We start from the raw sequence: 16,709 nt of genomic DNA, 5'->3' as shown, positions 1-16,709 counted from the left end.
CTAGTTCCTTTTTACCAGAAAAATAACTCTACATTCCCATGACCTATAGCGTATAACGTTCGTGTTTTGGTGAATTTTAATGCGATATATTTACTAGAAATCGCTTACAACTCTCATTTTTATGAACATTATTATGAAAAAGCCTATATATTTCTCTCAATCTCCTATATGATAGTAAGGTAGTTAAATCGATTTACATAAAATTACATGGAGAGGATTGAGTTTTTTCGTGAGGAAAGGGTTCAGGAAACAACTAAGTAAAGCTGTAATAACCTCCTTGACTTTCAGCCTTCTGGTTATGCCATTTAGCGGAGCATTGGCTTCAGCTGCATCTGCAGACCAAGCTTCCCTTAAGCTGAGAATCATGGAGACCACGGACATTCATACCAACATCATGTCCTACGATTATTACAAGAGCGCCGATGCACCTACTGTAGGCCTTACCCGAACTGCCACACTGGTTAAGGAAGCCAGACAAGAAGTCCCCAATACGCTGCTTGTCGATAACGGCGACCTGATCCAGGGAACACCGCTTGGAACCTATGAGGCTCTGATTAACCCTCTGAAGGGAACGGAGGTTCATCCGGTATACCAAGCCATGAATATCATGGGTTATGATATCGCTACCTTCGGCAATCACGAATTCAACTACGGCCTGGAATATCTTGATCAAGTCATCAAAGGCGCGAAGTTCCCTTATGTGAATGCAAACATCTATGTTGACGACAAAGATAACAATCCGGACAACGATGTAAATCGCTATCAGCCTTATCAAATTCTTACGAAAACCTATAAAGATGAAGCCGGCCAAGAGCAGACGCTCAAGATTGGCGTGCTCGGCCTTGTAGCTCCGCAAATTACCGAATGGGACAAAGCCAATCTGGAAGGCAAGGTCATCACCAAGGATCTTGTGACCACTGCAGAGAAGTTTGTTCCTGAGATCAAGAGCAAGGGTGCTGATGTTGTCATCGTGATGGCACATTCCGGCTTTAATGGGAATGCCAAAGCAGGCGTTATGGATGAAGACGTGATCCTGCCGCTGAGCAAGGTGCCCGGCATAGATGCCATTACCTTCTCCCATACCCACAAGGTCTTCCCTACGAATGATGATAAATCCCTGGATGCTCTGTTCAAGGATGCTTCCGGTAAGGTTAACCCTGCTGTAGATAACGCAAAAGGAACCATCAACGGCGTTCCGGCTGTTCAAGCAGGCTACGGCGGCAGCAACTTGGGCATCATTGATCTTACCTTGGAGAAAGAGAACGGAAAATGGAAGGTTGCAGCCTCCAAGTCGTCCACCAAGGCGATCTACGACACTGCAGCTAAGAAATCACTGGCTGATCCTGATCCAGCGATTGCGGAAGCCGTGAAATCAAGCCATGAAGCTACCATTAAGTACACGAACAGCCCCATCGGAACGACAACCGCGCCGATTCACAGCTACTTCGCACTGGTGCAGGACGACCCTTCCGTTCAGATCGTAACCAACGCGCAGAAGGAATACGTCGCGGATTATGTGAAGAAAAATCTCCCGCAATATGCGAATACCCCGATCCTGTCCGTAGGCGCTCCATTCAAAGCGGGCCGTAATGGTCCGGAAGAGTATACGGATATTGCCAAGGGGCCGCTGGCCATCAAGAGTGCCGGAGACCTTTATCTGTATGACAATACCCTGAAGGCTATCCTCGTTAAGGGCTCAACGGTGAAGGAATGGCTCGAAATGACTGCGGCCAAGTTCAATCAGATTGATCCAAGTAAGAAGGAAGAGCAGCCTCTATTGAATGCCGCCTTCCCGGTCTATAATTTTGATGTTATTGACGGCGTAACCTATCAGATCGATGTCACCAAGCCGGCGAAATACAAGGCCGACGGCACTGTGAACGATGCCAGCGCAAGCCGGATCATCAATTTGCAGTATAACGGTAAGCCGGTTGATCCGAATCAGGACTTTATCATCGCTACGAACAATTACCGCGCAAGCGGCGGCGGCAACTTCCCGGGTGTCAAAGGCAGCACCTATGTCATTGACGGGCCGGATGAGAACCGCCAAATTCTCATGGATTATATCTCTGCCAACAAGGAGATTAATCCGACTGCAGACAACAACTGGTCCATCGCTCCGATTAGTGGGGACGTGAATGTAACGTTCACATCTTCACCGAAAGCGGAAGCGTACGCCAAGCAAACGAACAATATTACTTATACAGGCAAAACCGACGATAAGGGCTTCGGAATTTTCAAGCTGGATCTGAGCAAATCGCCGGCAGCGGCAGGAGCGGCAGCACCGGCTCAGCCAAGCGAACCTGCTAAGCCGTCCGAACCGGCTCCTACTCCTGCTCCAACTAAGACAACCCCAGCTGCTTCCGCTCAGTTCAAAGATGTCTCTGCATCCCACTGGGCTCATAGCTACATTACTGACCTTGCAGACAAGCATATCGCTTCAGGCAAAACAGCTGAACAATTCGACCCGAGCGGCACGATCACTCGCGCGGAATTCGCCAGCCTGCTGGTGAAGGCGCTGGATCTTAAATCTAACGGCAAGGCAGCCTTTACAGACGTGCCGGCATCCAGCTGGTACGCCAAGGCGGTTGAAGCCGCAGCCTCGAATGGTCTGATTTCCGGTGTAAGCAAGAGTCAATTTGCACCTAATCAGCCGATTACCCGTGAGGAGATGGCTGTTCTCGCCAAGCGTGCACTGGATTACAAAGCAGGCGAGAAGATCAAGGTCAGCACCACAGCTTCTTATGGCGATAGTGCAAACATCAGCAGCTGGGCTAAGGATGATATTCAAGTAGTTGTAGACCGCGGCGTGATGAACGGGCGCGGAGCAAATCTGTTTGTGCCTAAGGCGGTGGCTACACGCGCCGAGGCGGCCAAAGTTGTGGATACGCTGATCACGAACATTGCTGTACAGCTTCTCGGGATCAACGATTTCCACGGTCAGCTTGACTATAAGAAAGAAGTGAAGGATGCCAGCGGTAAGGTAACCTCCACCCTGGGCGGAGCCGATTACCTGGCAGCCTACCTGAAGAAATACAAAGCGACCAATCCGAACACCCTGCTCGTTCATGCAGGGGATGCCGTAGGAGCCAGCTCCCCGGTATCCGCCCTCCTTCAGGATGAGCCCACGATTGATTTCTTGAACCGTCTCGGCTTCGCTGTCGGTACGGTAGGAAATCACGAGTTTGATAAAGGCCCGCAAGAAGCGCTGCGCTTAATCCATGGCGGTAAGAACCCTAAATCGGGTAATGACTTTGCGGGCGCCAGCTTCCCTTATGTCGTAGCAAATGTTCTGCTTGACGGCAAACCTTTCCTGGACCCTTATGTGATCAAGGAAGTAGGCGGCGTAAAAATCGGATTTATCGGCGTCATCACCAATATCACGCCTACTATCGTTAGCCCGTCGGGCGTCAAAGGACTCACCTTTACCAATCAGACGGAGGCCGTCAATAAAGCAGTAGCCGAGCTGAAAGCCAAAGGCGTCAAGTCCATCGTGGTGCTTGCCCATGATCCGTTCGCTGGGTCCAGCACAGCACCAACCGGTGAAGTTGTCGATCTTGCGAACAGCGTGGACCCTGAAGTCGATGTCATCTTCGGCGGCCATGACCATGGCGGACTGAATACGGTAGTGAACGGTAAAATTATTATTGAAACCTATTCTTACGGCACAGCCTTCTCCGACGTTGACCTAGAGATCGACCGTGCCACACAGGATGTCGTAGCCAAAAAAGCGGAAATCGTAAATGTAAAGCAGGAAGGCATCACGCCAGATGCTGAAATTACGAAGATGGTTGCAGATTACCAGGCACAGAATGCGCCCGTTATGAATGCACCGGTAGGTAAGACAGCCGCAGCCATTACCCGTGAAGCAAGCGCCAGCGGTGAATCCGCACTGGGCAACCTGATTGCTGACAGCATGCGCGAAGCTATGGGTGCGGATTTTGGATTCATGAACTCTGGCGGAATCCGCAACGATCTGCCGCAAGGTGACATTACTTACGGCAACATGTTCAGCATTGAGCCCTTCGGCAACGTGCTGATCAAGCTAACCTTGACCGGAGCTCAAATGAAGGAATTGATGGAGCAGCAATGGGAAGGTTCCAAGACCAGAATCGGCCAAATTTCCGGCTTCACCTACAGCTATGATGACAGCAAGCCTGTAGGTCAGCGTATCGTTGAGATGAAGAAAACAGACGGTTCCAAGCTGGACGACAAAGCAACCTACACCATCGTTGTAAATGACTTCATGGCCTCGGGCGGTGACAGTTATACGAAGCTGACAGAGGGAACCAACCGGACCCCAGGTCCAGTTGACCTAGATGCATTCATTGAGTATGTAGGCAAGAAATTTGAAGGCAAGAACATCGAGGCCAAGGTTGATGGAAGAATCAAAAAGGTAAACTAATCGCTAAGTAAGATGGGGCAGCTTCAGAGGTTGATATAACCTGTGGGGCTGCTCTTTTCTTCTTCTGCCCTTCGTTTGTTTTTCGATTGGCGGCTAGTTACAATACAACTACAAGACCCATACCATCTATTGCAGGAAAGGCAGGTTATAGACGATGTACATCTACTTGGCAAGCACACCGTTATCCGAAGAGTTAGAGGCTCACACATCCCTTACTCTCTATGGAGGGGCGGAGGATAAGCTGCATCTGATTGAATCGAATACCCCCCTTGAGTTTGAGCCTGCAAGCAGTCCGGCATACTATGAGGCCATTGACGCCGTGGGCACGCTATCTGGAGCCGGCTTTGCTGTTCTGAATAATATCCCTGTCACAGAGGAAGGACACAGCACCTTTGAACAGCGGTTTATGAACCGGGCTCGTAAGGTTGAACAGGAGCCCGGCTTCATCGCCATTCGCGTGCTTCGCCCGCTCAATAGCGATACCTATGTCATTCTTACCTTATGGAGAGAAGAAGCCGACTTTGAAGCTTGGCAGAACTCTCAGGCATATAGCCATGCACATCGCAAGCGTGATAGCCAGGACGGGCTGACCGAGCAGAAACCCTCCATCTTCCCTCGCCCTTCCTTTGTAACAACCTATAGCGTTAATTAAAGCCTAGGCTCACGAAAAAAGACCTCCCTTCAATTTAAATAGAGGCAGCTTCCAACTTTCTAAGTTAAGGTGCTGCCTCTCTTCTAGAAATGCCGGAGATGATAGCTTCTCCATCGCGTCCTTATAGGATCTCTCCCTATCATTGCAATTGCCATTGATGGCCCAACATATATAAGGTAAGATTCATGAAAAAATCTAATTAGGAGGCTACAGCGTGTCTGAAAAGCTAAATCATGCTATGTCCCCCTTCCCCATGGCGGAAATCCCCGGGGGAGAGATCGAGTTAAGAGACGACCGAATTAAGAGCACCTGGACCATCCACATTAAGCCCTTTCGCCTGGCCACTCATCCGGTAACGAACGGTCTGTACTATTCTGTTATGGACCCCTCTCATAGTCTTATGGAAGATGAGCTTAAACCGATGGTGAATATCTCCTGGAACGAGGCCATTAGCTTTTGCAACATGCTGTCTCGCAGGGCTGGTCTGAAAGAGTGCTATGTCCTCAGCCAAGATGGCGAACACGTAGCATGGGATGAAGATGCAGACGGTTACCGGCTTCCTTCTGAGGCTGAGTGGCAGTACGCATGTAAAGCAGGAAGTTCGGGATACAGGTACGGAGAACTTGACCGGATTGCCTGGTATGAGGAGAATTCCGGAGGGGGACCCCATGAGGTAGGAAGCAAGGAACCGAATGCCTGGGGCATGTATGATATGTTAGGCAACGTATGGGAATGGTGCTGGGATTTATATGATGAGAAGGTGTACGGCCCTTACCGCATTTTCCGGGGAGGCAGCTGGGCTGAAGAAGCCAGGGGCTGCGGGGCTACATGCCGCCGGCGCAGCCATCCCACCTTTCGTATAGACGACCTCGGCTTTCGCCTGGCCCAGTCCATTTAGCCCCCACTTTCCCCGACCTTCTCAGTACATCAACCAGGTCTTAAGACCTAGCTTTCGGTTTAGGTCTTGCAGCCGATAACAGATGTCACTATCATAAGCAGTGGTAAATATAACCTGGTTACAATCATGCACCCAGGCCATAACTTTCAAGATTGTCTGGAGGGAAAACGACACATGAAGTTTACGAAAATGATGGCAGGACTCCTCACATTCCTGCTGGTCAGCATGGCGGTTCTGCCTGCTGGTGCCTCTGCGGCGGCCACCAAGTCGCTCAAGGAGGTCTGCACAATTACGGTAGACAAGACGGACTTAATCGTCTCTGACGATTATTCCAAAGGCAGCGGCTATATCCAACTACAATGCGATTTGAAGCAAGTGCTGTACACCGACATTTCCAGCAAAGCCGGAAATCCAGCAGTTGTATCGACAATGGACGGTATTGGCGGCGTGACCGTCAAGGCCCTCCGCCCAGGCACAAGCTCTGTCACTGTGAGTGCTAACGGCTATGATCCGGTTCAATTTAATTTCACAGTAGCAGACACTGGAACCTCTACAGGCACACCGGCGGACAATGGCAGCAGCACAGATCCTTCCAGTTCCACGGAGTATGATCCTGCTTACCTGCTCCTCCTGCAGCAGACGCAGAATTACATGGCACAGCTGGAGAAGATCATTCCTTATGAGACTAAGGCGCTGGATACGTACAATAAATACCGCTACGTAACCTCTAAAACAAGAAAAGAGGCATACTACGCTTTTAACGGGACCATCATTCCGAACTACACCAAATTCCTGGGCAGCCTGAAGACGGTGAAGACTTCGAACAGCTTCCTGGCCCAAAATCACAACAATTACATCAAGGGTGTGTCCCTTCAGCTGCAAGGGCTAACCTTGATGAAGAAAGCACTCTATTCAAGTAAAATCAACACAAACCTATACAAACAAGCTAATGCCAAAATTGACGCCGGACGCAAGCTGCTGGACCAATACTTCAAAGGTATTGATAAGCACATGGCGCAATTCGAATAAGAGCGGACTTATTACTTATTCTTTAGCCCCTTTTTCCCCGCCCTGCATAGGGCTGGAAAAGAAGGGGCTTTTTCAAAACAAGAAAACGACAGTCTAGGGTTCTCCTAAACTGCCATTCCTTTGGGCTTAGCTTACCAAGTTCTAGATCTATTCAATACTTGAAATCATAAAGAGCTAATACACCCATGGCCGCTATTTCAAGAGTAAAAAAACAGCCCCACGGCCACCAGCAATCCCCAGCCAACCAGCTGCAGGTACCTGATCAGCACTGTTTTGATGTGAATCATCCTTTCGGGCGTTATTCATCGTTGCTCCCTAGATGCTGTCTCCCTCCGGGTCCACTTCGCGGAAGCTGAGCAGCACCTTCTCGACTTCCTCCTGAACCTTCTCACTGCTTGATTCTGGTGTCCAGGCATTCAGCTGATAGATATATTTATCCGTCTTCAGCACGCCACTCCAGACATAATTCATTTTATCTTCACCTAAGCTAGACTTATACTTGAACAGAATGGCCTCATGACCGTCAATTTCAAGCATCCGAGGAGCCTCAATAATGCTGGAGTCATCATTCGCAGCTTCCCCAAGCATGGTCTCCCTCATGATTCGGAAATAATCCTGAAGCTGAACGTCCCCATCCAAGCTCTCGAGAGGTTCAGATGCCACCATAACGTCGCTGTCCTCCTTCTCATTGGTGAGGGAAAACAGCTTCTTGCCTGACATCTCCTCAAAGACCTTCCAGTCCTTCTGCACTGACAACTGTATGGGCATATCCTTACTCATCACAGGTTGTGTAGCTGTCTCACGATGAATGATCTCTCTAATTCCTAGTGCAGCCATGACTAATACCAGAATGCCTGCCACGGAAAAGGCGCTAACCAGCACCCTTGTGCTGCCTCTTTGTTCTGCAGGAAGGGATTCAAGCTTTACTACATATGTATGCGCGGCCATATCGCCGAGTCTTTGCTTGCTCTGCGTCGCTGCTGTACAGATTAGCGCCGGGAGTCCGCCTAACAGGAACGGATTAAGCTCTATCAGACGCAGCAAGGTCCGAAGCAGGGATTTTAGCAGTCCCGGTACACGGCCATCTCCCTGCAGTACCCGAATGCGCAGCAGAAATTTACCGATGGTGAAGCCGGTGAACCCCTCCAGCAGCCAATAATAGGCAAATACCAATAACATGGTAAAAGTGACCATAAATGTTATAAAGCCCGGCCATTCCGGGATGCCGGTCCATAGATTAATCGTGACCAACCCAGCAACCAACGCGGCCAGCACGATATAATCAATGACCGCAGCTGCCCATCTTCTAACCACGATGGAGAAGCCATATCCGTAGCACGCCCTTCTCATCGGCTCAACAGGATATAGTCTGTCATAGGCCGGAAACCCTCTCCCTTGATTCACGTTCTTCCCATCCTTCTTTTCATTATCGCTTAAGCTCCGTACATTATCCTAACGTAATGAAGCTTCTCTCCAAAAGGGCCTAGAGTCCTCGGTAGTAAATATCTACCAATAGTTCTTTTTTAGTACTTCAACATCAAACTCCGGAGGGTCATGGTGTCTTTTACATCCTATAATTTTCTGCACAATCTTGGGCCACTTTCATCTTGCTGTGGTGGGTGATATTCCTCTTTCACAAGAAAAATGGAACTAAGTAATAGATCAAAAAAAGCCTGCGTGCCCTTTCCAGGGAACACAGGCTTTAGCTTTAGCTTTAGCTTTAATCCAACTAGATCCTATATATTTACTCCTGAAGATCAATAAATTTCTCCACAAATTCCTTCAGCTCTTTGTTCGTCGTGTTCAACTGCTCGATGGCTTCCATGAAGCTTGTAACAAGCAGAGCTTGTTCATGAGAAGAAGCTGCGATTTCAGAGAGCTCCGTCTCCATCAAATGCATGGAAGTCTTCACAGATTTCAGAGAATCTTCAATCCTCGTTGTAGCTTCCTTGGTATCGACAGACATCTTGCGAATCTCTTTAGCAACTACTCCAAATCCAGCACCAGCCTCCCCCACACGGGCCGCTTCAATCGCCGCATTAAGCCCCAGAAGATTCGTCTGTTCCGAGATTTCCCGAATAAAGCTGGCTACCTCAGTCACATTCGATGAATTCTCGACCGCCCGCTTCGTATTATGGAGCATCTCATCAGTCGTGGAGTTCAGCTCCTCCGAGTGTGCAGCCACGTGCTGTACGCTGTCCACCAGGCGGCCGATGATTTCCTCCGATTGATTCATTAACCTCTGTAAATTCTGCTGGTTTTCTAAGTTGTAAGTAACGTTAATTACCCCAATAACTTCATTCTGCTCGTCCATAATAGGCACCTGCAAGGAGTTCAGAGGGAGGCCAAACACTTCAGGCGGGTAATAAAGCACCGTCTTCTCTCTCCCGTTCTTCAGATCACCAAAATTCCGACTTCTCTCCAAGAGGGGAGCGCCCGGTTTAAGGCCGGATGGATTCCGCAGAACATATAGAATTTTCTCTCGGTCATAAATCGTTACGGTCGCATCTTCCTGAAGCAATTGCTCCACCACGGGCATTGCCGCGATAACTGCATCTAGAGTGTTCATTTTCTATGTACCCTCTTCCAGAAATTAATGTTCTACTATTATATCGACCAACTTTGCTGTTTATTTGGGATTTTTGGTCAAAAAAATGAGGGGTTTCAAGCAATTTCCACACTTCATTCACAGAAATTAGAAAGGTGTATTTTGACAACACAACTACTATGTTATACAATATAGCATATCTATTATGTATTACAAGGTAGGTGATGAGATGGCCGAGAAGTCACAGCTGCTAAAGGGTACCCTTGAAGGCTGCATCCTTCGCGTCATTAGTCAAAGCGAAACCTATGGATATGAAATATCCGAGAAGCTCAAAGCGAGCGGCCTTCCCGATATTTCGGAAGGAACGATCTACCCGCTGCTTATGCGCCTAGAGAAGAACGGGCTCATTCTAGCTAAGCAGAAGAAATCCCCGCTTGGACCGAAGCGGAAATACTATCAGCTGACCGAGCAGGGGCAGCAATCCCTTCTGCAATTCAAGAACAATTGGATACAGATCACCTCCGCTGTAAAGCGGTTATTCACATCGGAAGGAGACAATTATGATGAACTATCAAACCTTGAATCACCTACGCAGGACCAACAACGAGCTGGATCAGAAGCTCAATAAGCATAACGCGGACATTCTGACCGACATGGTCGTCTATCTACGCGTCAGTGCGCTCCCTGATGAACAGGTAGAGCGAATTAGAGAGGATCTACTGGATATGGCACTGTCTGCACAAGAACGGGGTGATGATCTTGCCAAGGTATTCGGAACAGACTACCGTGCATTCTGCGACGAAATTATTCAAAATGCTACGCCCAAGACGCCGGGCCAGCGCATTCGTGAAGGGCTCTCCATCGTTGCAGCCTGCTTACCTATACTGCTCTTCATTCAGCTTCTTAGTTCCAAACCTGTAGGAGAATGGCTGCGCAACGGATTTCATGCAGATGGCGGCTATCAAATTCCTGTCACCCTAGGATTTGTCTCATCCACAGCCTTCATCATTCTTGCGGCCTGGCTGATCGTTATGTTCATTGGCAAGCAGACTTTCTCCCTTACAGAGCAAGCCAAACGAGAGGTTCATGCGCCCAAAAGAAAAACATACCCTAAACGCGTGGTCTGGGGTATGCTTGCTGCCGCTGCCATCTTACTTATTTCGGTGGTTCTCGTGCTTAGTCTGGATCATATCGTGCTCTTCTCCATGCATCTGATCATATGGATTGCTCTGATTCCGGTATGCTACGCGATTGGCAAATGGGTGAAGTAACAGGGGAAGGGATGCCTCTACGGCGGCATAATCGCGAACCTCAAGCACGCTGGAACCCGTAAAGCCAGAGTCTTGCAGCAGGGCCAGCACTGCTTCCACTGGAACCGTTCCCGTGCCAAGCGCCAAATGGTCATCCTGAAGCCCTAAATTGTCGCTAAGATGTAAGCCGACAAGGTAGGGAAGCATGGCTCTCAGCATGCTGAGGCAGGCTCCATCCCCATGCAGGTGCGCATGCCCGCAGTCGTAGATCAGCCTGATGCGCGGTGAAGCGAGCCGCTGAACGATTCGCTCCAGAAAACCAGGCTCTGTGCCAAGCAGGCCCGGATAAGGCGGCACATTCTCCAGCGCAATGATCACCTTGGAATCCTCGGACGCCTGCAGAATCACCTGCAGAAAGGTAATCACCCGCTCCAGCGTCTCGTCTTCCAAGGAACGCCCCGGCTGAGCTGAGCTGCCCCCGGCTAGCTCGCCGGGATGCAGGACGATATAGATGCAGCCCAGCTCTTCTGCAAGATGCAGTGTATGCAGGACAGTTTCTGCCGCAGCACGGATAACATCCGGCCTCGCTGCGGCAGGATTACAGTCCTTGATCGGCGCATGGATGGAGAAGCTTATGCCATGCTGCTTGCCCATCCGCCTTAAGTCATCCACCTTCTCCTTCGTCCATCCCAGCAACTCGCCATGCGGCCCTTCTGCCATGATCTCAATGCTTCTCCAGCCCTCCTGAATGAGCCTGTCAATGGCCTCCTCGAGCGGAAGATCGGATAAGGCATAGGTCGAGATTGAAGCTCTCATAGGTTGTGTCATCCCTTCACTCCTTCACTCTCCAAAGTGCTCTCACTTACTTAATTCCCGATTGAATAAAGCTGTTCATAAACTGTCGCTGGAACACTAGGAACAAGACCACAAGCGGCGCTATGACCAGCAGTGTTGCAGCGCTCACCTCTGTCCACTGTGCTCCCGTCTCGAACGATTGGGCGAAGATCGCAAGCCCCACTGTAAGGGGACGGTTCTCTACCGAGTTCGTCACGATCAGCGGCCATAGGAAATTGTTCCAATGATAGCTCACCGACACAAGGCCGAACGCGATGTAGGTTGGCCGGGCCAGCGGAAAATAGATTTTCCACAAAATCCTCCAGCGGGAGTAACCCTCCATCGTAGCCGCCTCATCCAGCTCATGGGGGATCGACTTGAACATCTGCCGCAGCAGGAATATGCCGAAGGCCGAGGCGAAGTAAGGCAGCATAATGCCAAGCTTCGTATCAAGCAGAGACAGATCCTTCAAGACGGTATAATTCGGAAAAATCAGCACATCTGCCGGAACCATAATCTGAACAAGGAACAGCATAAACACAAAATCTTTGCCGAAAAAGTCGACCCGGGCAAAGACATAAGCCGCCATCGTGGCGGTCAGCAGCTGCACGGCGAACACCCCGACCACAATGAGCACCGTATTCAGGTAATATTCGGTGAAGGGGGCTGCCGACCAGACATGTCTAAAATTCTCCAGCGTAAAGTCCAGAGACAACCCTGGCGACAGGGCGACCTGCTTTGGACGCAGCGATGTCATGGTCATCCATACCAGCGGGATTAGCCACACCGCCGCAAATAGATAAAGCAGCCATCGCCCCGCCCTCTGGGCCATGCGCTGCAAGCGCATGCTTTCTTTTTTATTCTCTCTGATTAGCTTCCGTTCTTGCCTTAAAGTTAATTGTCCGCTTCGCACCACGCTCACCTCTTATTCGTAATGGATTCGCTTATCCAGTCCGAAGAACTGGAAGGCTGCCAGCAGCAGCAGAATCGCCACCATGATGATTGTTAGCGCAGAGGCCATGCCCTGATCCCAGAAACTGAATGCTGTCTCGTAAATATGGTAGAGGAGCAGATTGCTTGCGTTATCCGGCCCTCCCTTGGTCATAATCATCAGATGATCGACCAGCTTAAAGGAGTTCGTTAAGGCAACAATGGACACAAACAGGGTTGTCGGCATCAGCAGCGGAAAGGTAATCTTGCGAAATACCTTCCACCGACTAACCCCATCCACCCGGGTCGATTCGTAAATCTCCGGAGAGATATTTTGAAGGCCGGCCAGATAGAAAATCATGAAGTATCCGGCTTCCTTCCATACAATCATCACAATCATGGCCCACATCACCACATCCTGTGAGCCCAGCCAGTTCATATCCTGCAAGCTCATGGACTTTACCAGCCGGCTTAGCAGACCGTATTGCGGAGTGTAAATGAACAGCCAGATATTCGCTACAGCAATCATCGGAATCATCGTAGGGTAGAAAAAGGAGACCCGGATGAAACTCGTGCCTCGAATCGCCTTATTAGCCAGCACTGCCATCGCAAGCCCCAAGGCCAGCGACGTCGGCACCGTGCCTATCGCGAACCAAAGGTTATTTTGCATCACCTTCCAAAACAGACCGTCTCCCGCCAGCCATTTGTAATTGTCCGCACCTATGAACAGGGGCGCGGGAGCAGCCAAGTCTGCTTGATGCAGACTCAGCCACAGGGTGCGCCCAATTGGATAGAAGGTGAACAAGAACAAAAAGAGCAGGGACGGAGCCAGCAGCAGCCAGGCAAACGCATTATTCTTCCAAGCTAATATGGATCTCTTGCTTAGCAAGGGTAGTCCTCCCTGTGGGTTAGTAATCCCTATTTGTTAAAAGGGGCCAAAGCCCGGTCCGCTTCCTCCTGCGCCTTCTTCAGAGCATCAGCCGGGGCTATGCCGCCTGTCAGCACGGCTTGAACCTGATCGCTCAGCGCTTTCATCACCTTGCCATTGTTGTGGGTCGACAGCTCTGCTGCCGCATATTCCAGCTGATCGCGAGCAACCAGTGCAGCCGGGAAGTCGGTCGTATATTTCTTCATAAGATCCGTTTCATAAGAGGACTTCTTAACCGCTACATAGCCGGTGTCGATACTCCACTGGGCTGCCCGCTTACTCTCCGTCATGAACTTGACGAATTCCCAGGCCGCCTCCTGTTTCTTCTGGTCGATGCCCTTGAAGATATAGAAGTTGCCGCCGCCGGTAGGGCTGCCATAGCTCTTATTCATTGGCAGGAAGGAGACGCCGAAGTCGAACTTCGCATTCGCCTTCACGTTCGACAGGTTGCCCGTCGTGTGGTACATCATCGCCGTCTTGCCTTCCAGGAAGTCGGACGGAACCGTGCCCCAGTCCGTGGCGCCTTCCGGCATGACTTTGTCCTTCAGCGCAAGGTTGGACCAATACTCCAGACCTTCCTTCACCTGCGGATTATCGAACATGACTTTCTTCCCGTCCTCTGTCATCAGGTTCGTGCCGTTCTGCAGCGAGAAGGTCTGAAGCATCCAGTAGGCAAAGCCGGTAACTGGAATTTCAAGTCCCCAGACGCCATCCTTCGTCAGCTTCTTAGCATACTCTCTCATCTCGTCCCAGCTCTTCGGTCCTCTCTCAGGGTCCAGCCCGGCTTTCTTGAACATTTCCTTGTTGTAATAGAGGACGATCGTACTGCGCTGGAACGGAATACTGTACGTCTTACCGCCAGTTTGGGAATTGGACAGGAAGGCCGGATAGAAATCAGACAGATAACTGTCGCCGCCCTCCTTGGCAATAAAGTCATCCAGCGGAAGAATCGCGTCCATATCCAGCAGACTGAACAGCTCAGTCGACTGAAGCACTGCTACATCAGGCGGCGTCTTGGCCTGAACGCCAGCCTGCGTCTTCACCGCTGTATCCGCATAGCTGCCGGTATAGACCGGCTTAACCACAATATCCGGATGCTCCTCCATAAAGTCCTTAGCCATTCCTTCGATCGTGGGAGTCAGCGGACCGCCGACAGAGATTGGATAATAGAAAGTTAATTCCACCTTATCTCCGGAAGCTGAAGCCGTCTTGGTCGCGGAGACATCTTCCTTATTCCGGGATGCCGTATTATTCTTGTTCGAGGATGCCGCGCTGCCGCAAGCGGTCACCATCAGAATACTCAGAATGAGGCTGATCCATTTCAGTCGCTTAAAGCGCATGTTTCCTTCATCTCCTTCAAATTGAAATGATCGTATCTGCCGTTTCCTCTAACTCTAGCAGTCAAATGTGAAGCCGGGGTCATGGCAGTATGAAGCCAGCGCTAAATTACATCTACACGGTAAATACCGAAGCCAGCTCATGCAGCGAAGCCCAGACATAATCAGGACGGATAGGCGATGCGGCAAGCTCGCTTCCGCCGCTCACCCCGGTGAGCACCAGGGCGGTCCCCAGCCCATGCTTCAGCCCGAAGGCAATATCGGTATCCAGCCGATCGCCGATCATCAGACACCGGGAAGCTTCAAGGCCGCTCCACTCCAGCGTCTTCTGGGCGAAATAGCTGGACGGCTTGCCCATGACCGCATGCGTCCTTACTCCGCTTGCCGTCACGATCGCCTGTACAATCGCCCAGGTATCCGGGAGCAAATCGCCCTCGACTGGGCAGCATGTATCCGGGTTGGCAGCAATTAACGCCGCACCTCTGCGGACGGCCTTAGCGGCCGCGTGCAGCTTGTCATAGTTAAAGTGCATATCCATCCCGACGAGTACATGGGTAGCCTCCTCCACATACAGCGTGATGGGCACGCCTTGTTCAACCAGCTCCAGCACCAGGGCAGGCTCTCCAATGACATAGACCCGCACTTCCCCTGCCTGCTCCCTTAAATAAAGAGCCGACATCCATCCGGCGGTCACCATCTCCTGTCGGTGGGCCTGAATGCCAAGCCCGGTAAGCCGCAGATAGCATTCCTCCCGGGTGCGTGTAGTGGTATTGCTCAGGAACAGCAGGCGCTTGCCTTGAGCGCGCAAACTCTCCAGCGCCTCTGCTGCCCCGGGCAGCAGCCGCTGACCAAGGAACACCGTCCCATCCAGATCGAAGAAATAACCGTCATACTTCATTAAATCCCGCAAGTCTCTTAAGCAGCTCCCTTCTGACAACACAAAAAAACCCTCTATCAATATGCACAGGAAAACAGGCGTCCAAAATGACGGCGGACGTTCTTCCAGTCAACTGATAAAGGGTTTTCTCTTATGGCTCGCACCCTAATTTATGTGGTTGTTGTCTATTACTACTTCACTATAAGGAAGAACTATTATCAGAGCGTTAAGCTGGGCGCGGGTTTTGGTAAAATTTCGTTCTATTCTTACTGCCACAGCTGCCTTGCACCCATGGACACGGCACTCGCTCCAGCGGCTAGCGCCTGCTCCACCTCGGCTCGATCCTGAATCAATCCGCCAGCAATGATCGGCAGCCTGGTAGCCGAGCTCATCCGGCCGATAACCTTGGGCAGCAGCCCCGGCATGATCTCCACAGCGTCCGGTGCGCTCTGCTCAATATTCTGAATCCCATGCTCTAGTGCAGATGTATCGATCAAGAATACTCGCTGAATCGCCTTCATGCCATTCTTCTTCGCGTGCTTTACAAAATGGCTTTTCGTCGAAATAATGCCTGTTGGGCGAGCACGTTCCGCGATGTATTTCATAACAATCGGGTCTCCGCCCAGGCCGGAGATAAAATCCGCATGAAGAAACACCTGCTTGCCTGCCGCAAGTCCTTGCCGCACATAGTCCTCCGCTGTCATTAAATCTCCAATAAGCAAAAATATAACCGGCCACGGGCTTTGGCACGCCGCCTCCAAATCGTGAGCCCTGCGTACAGCTGGAATAATCCTGGCAGCGTCCCAATAATGGTACAAATCCTGCTTCAGCATATAGTTGTCTCTCCTCATCTTTGGTTAAAAGTAAAGTGAGTAGGCAGCCTCCTATAACTGCCGCTTTTCTCTACTCTACCAAGCTAATGTCATTGCTATGTAAGCTTAGGCAAAAAAACACCATTAAAAGAAGCGGAACTGCCCGCAAGTCATCTATAAGATCACTTGGCTTCGCAGCCCGCTCTTTC

General features: G+C 50.5%; 14 protein-coding genes. 6 read left to right on the top strand and 8 right to left on the bottom strand.

Annotated elements, in window-relative coordinates; genetic code table 11:
* Positions 1–298: 298 nt before the first annotated feature.
* From DCC85_RS01650 to DCC85_RS01635, 4 genes are all read left to right on the top strand, one after another.
* Positions 299–4,405 (top strand): bifunctional 2',3'-cyclic-nucleotide 2'-phosphodiesterase/3'-nucleotidase, encoded by a 4,107-nt coding sequence (locus DCC85_RS01650; protein WP_159081737.1) that lies wholly within the window; start codon positions 299–301, stop codon positions 4,403–4,405.
* Between the two features lie 154 nt (positions 4,406–4,559).
* Entirely contained in the window at positions 4,560–5,057 is a 498-nt protein-coding gene (locus DCC85_RS01645; protein ID WP_108464005.1) for an antibiotic biosynthesis monooxygenase family protein, read from the top strand.
* A gap of 238 nt (positions 5,058–5,295) precedes the next feature.
* Positions 5,296–5,955: a formylglycine-generating enzyme family protein gene (locus DCC85_RS01640; protein WP_234414439.1), complete on the top strand. Its 660-nt coding sequence runs from the start codon at positions 5,296–5,298 to the stop codon at positions 5,953–5,955.
* A gap of 174 nt (positions 5,956–6,129) precedes the next feature.
* Positions 6,130–6,984, top strand: coding sequence for a hypothetical protein (locus DCC85_RS01635; protein ID WP_108464004.1), 855 nt, complete (start codon positions 6,130–6,132; stop codon positions 6,982–6,984).
* Positions 6,985–7,299: 315 nt separating this feature from the next.
* Here the strand turns inward: DCC85_RS01635 and DCC85_RS01630 are convergent, their stop codons facing one another.
* A complete protein-coding gene (locus DCC85_RS01630; RefSeq protein WP_108464003.1) occupies positions 7,300–8,388 on the bottom strand; it encodes an RDD family protein in 1,089 nt (362 codons plus the stop codon).
* Positions 8,389–8,728: 340 nt separating this feature from the next.
* On the bottom strand, positions 8,729–9,553 hold the full coding sequence (locus DCC85_RS01625; protein ID WP_108464002.1) for a methyl-accepting chemotaxis protein: 825 nt from the start codon (positions 9,551–9,553) through the stop codon (positions 8,729–8,731).
* A 208-nt stretch (positions 9,554–9,761) separates the two neighbouring features.
* On the opposite strand from DCC85_RS01625, the gene DCC85_RS01620 reads away from it, so the two are divergent.
* Together DCC85_RS01620 and DCC85_RS22825 are read left to right on the top strand one after the other, a co-directional pair.
* Positions 9,762–10,160 carry a PadR family transcriptional regulator gene (locus tag DCC85_RS01620; RefSeq protein ID WP_108464001.1) on the top strand — a complete coding sequence of 133 codons (399 nt, stop codon included), beginning with the start codon at positions 9,762–9,764 and terminating at the stop codon, positions 10,158–10,160.
* Positions 10,093–10,803 carry a DUF1129 domain-containing protein gene (locus tag DCC85_RS22825; RefSeq protein ID WP_159081736.1) on the top strand — a complete coding sequence of 237 codons (711 nt, stop codon included), beginning with the start codon at positions 10,093–10,095 and terminating at the stop codon, positions 10,801–10,803. The genes DCC85_RS01620 and DCC85_RS22825 overlap by 68 nt, the downstream gene beginning before the upstream one ends.
* On the opposite strand, the gene DCC85_RS01615 is transcribed toward DCC85_RS22825, so the two are convergent.
* The 6 genes from DCC85_RS01615 to DCC85_RS01590 form a co-directional block, all read right to left on the bottom strand.
* A complete protein-coding gene (locus DCC85_RS01615) occupies positions 10,684–11,610 on the bottom strand; it encodes a sugar phosphate isomerase/epimerase family protein (protein ID WP_108464000.1) in 927 nt (308 codons plus the stop codon). The two genes, DCC85_RS22825 and DCC85_RS01615, sit on opposite strands and share 120 nt — an antisense overlap.
* Before the next feature lie 34 nt (positions 11,611–11,644).
* A complete protein-coding gene (locus DCC85_RS01610; RefSeq protein ID WP_108467661.1) occupies positions 11,645–12,448 on the bottom strand; it encodes a carbohydrate ABC transporter permease in 804 nt (267 codons plus the stop codon).
* A 93-nt stretch (positions 12,449–12,541) separates the two neighbouring features.
* Positions 12,542–13,435, bottom strand: a complete 894-nt coding sequence (locus tag DCC85_RS01605) for a carbohydrate ABC transporter permease (RefSeq protein WP_234414293.1) — start codon at positions 13,433–13,435, stop codon at positions 12,542–12,544.
* Positions 13,436–13,464: 29 nt separating this feature from the next.
* Positions 13,465–14,814 (bottom strand): ABC transporter substrate-binding protein, encoded by a 1,350-nt coding sequence (locus DCC85_RS01600; protein ID WP_199909961.1) that lies wholly within the window; start codon positions 14,812–14,814, stop codon positions 13,465–13,467.
* Positions 14,815–14,926: 112 nt separating this feature from the next.
* A complete protein-coding gene (locus DCC85_RS01595; RefSeq protein ID WP_234414292.1) occupies positions 14,927–15,721 on the bottom strand; it encodes an HAD-IIA family hydrolase in 795 nt (264 codons plus the stop codon).
* A 233-nt stretch (positions 15,722–15,954) separates the two neighbouring features.
* Complete coding sequence (locus DCC85_RS01590) at positions 15,955–16,521, bottom strand: glycerol-3-phosphate responsive antiterminator (RefSeq protein ID WP_108463998.1); 567 nt, start codon at positions 16,519–16,521, stop codon at positions 15,955–15,957.
* Positions 16,522–16,709: the final 188 nt, after the last annotated feature.

The sequence above is a fragment of the Paenibacillus sp. CAA11 genome, from assembly GCF_003060825.1.
Lineage (GTDB): Bacteria > Bacillota > Bacilli > Paenibacillales > Paenibacillaceae > Fontibacillus.
Note: the sequence above shows the minus strand (reverse complement) of the source record. Positions and strands in the feature narration are given on the sequence as shown.

Coding starts and splice junctions, on each gene's coding strand:
- DCC85_RS01625 (WP_108464002.1), bottom strand. CDS start 9,553: ATGAACACTCTAGATGCAGTTATCGCGGCAATGCCCGTGGTGGAGCAA.
- DCC85_RS01635 (WP_108464004.1), top strand. CDS start 6,130: ATGAAGTTTACGAAAATGATGGCAGGACTCCTCACATTCCTGCTGGTC.
- DCC85_RS01650 (WP_159081737.1), top strand. CDS start 299: ATGCCATTTAGCGGAGCATTGGCTTCAGCTGCATCTGCAGACCAAGCT.
- DCC85_RS01620 (WP_108464001.1), top strand. CDS start 9,762: ATGGCCGAGAAGTCACAGCTGCTAAAGGGTACCCTTGAAGGCTGCATC.
- DCC85_RS01615 (WP_108464000.1), bottom strand. CDS start 11,610: ATGACACAACCTATGAGAGCTTCAATCTCGACCTATGCCTTATCCGAT.
- DCC85_RS22825 (WP_159081736.1), top strand. CDS start 10,093: ATGATGAACTATCAAACCTTGAATCACCTACGCAGGACCAACAACGAG.
- DCC85_RS01640 (WP_234414439.1), top strand. CDS start 5,296: ATGTCCCCCTTCCCCATGGCGGAAATCCCCGGGGGAGAGATCGAGTTA.
- DCC85_RS01645 (WP_108464005.1), top strand. CDS start 4,560: ATGTACATCTACTTGGCAAGCACACCGTTATCCGAAGAGTTAGAGGCT.
- DCC85_RS01590 (WP_108463998.1), bottom strand. CDS start 16,521: ATGCTGAAGCAGGATTTGTACCATTATTGGGACGCTGCCAGGATTATT.
- DCC85_RS01610 (WP_108467661.1), bottom strand. CDS start 12,448: ATGGCCCAGAGGGCGGGGCGATGGCTGCTTTATCTATTTGCGGCGGTG.
- DCC85_RS01600 (WP_199909961.1), bottom strand. CDS start 14,814: ATGCGCTTTAAGCGACTGAAATGGATCAGCCTCATTCTGAGTATTCTG.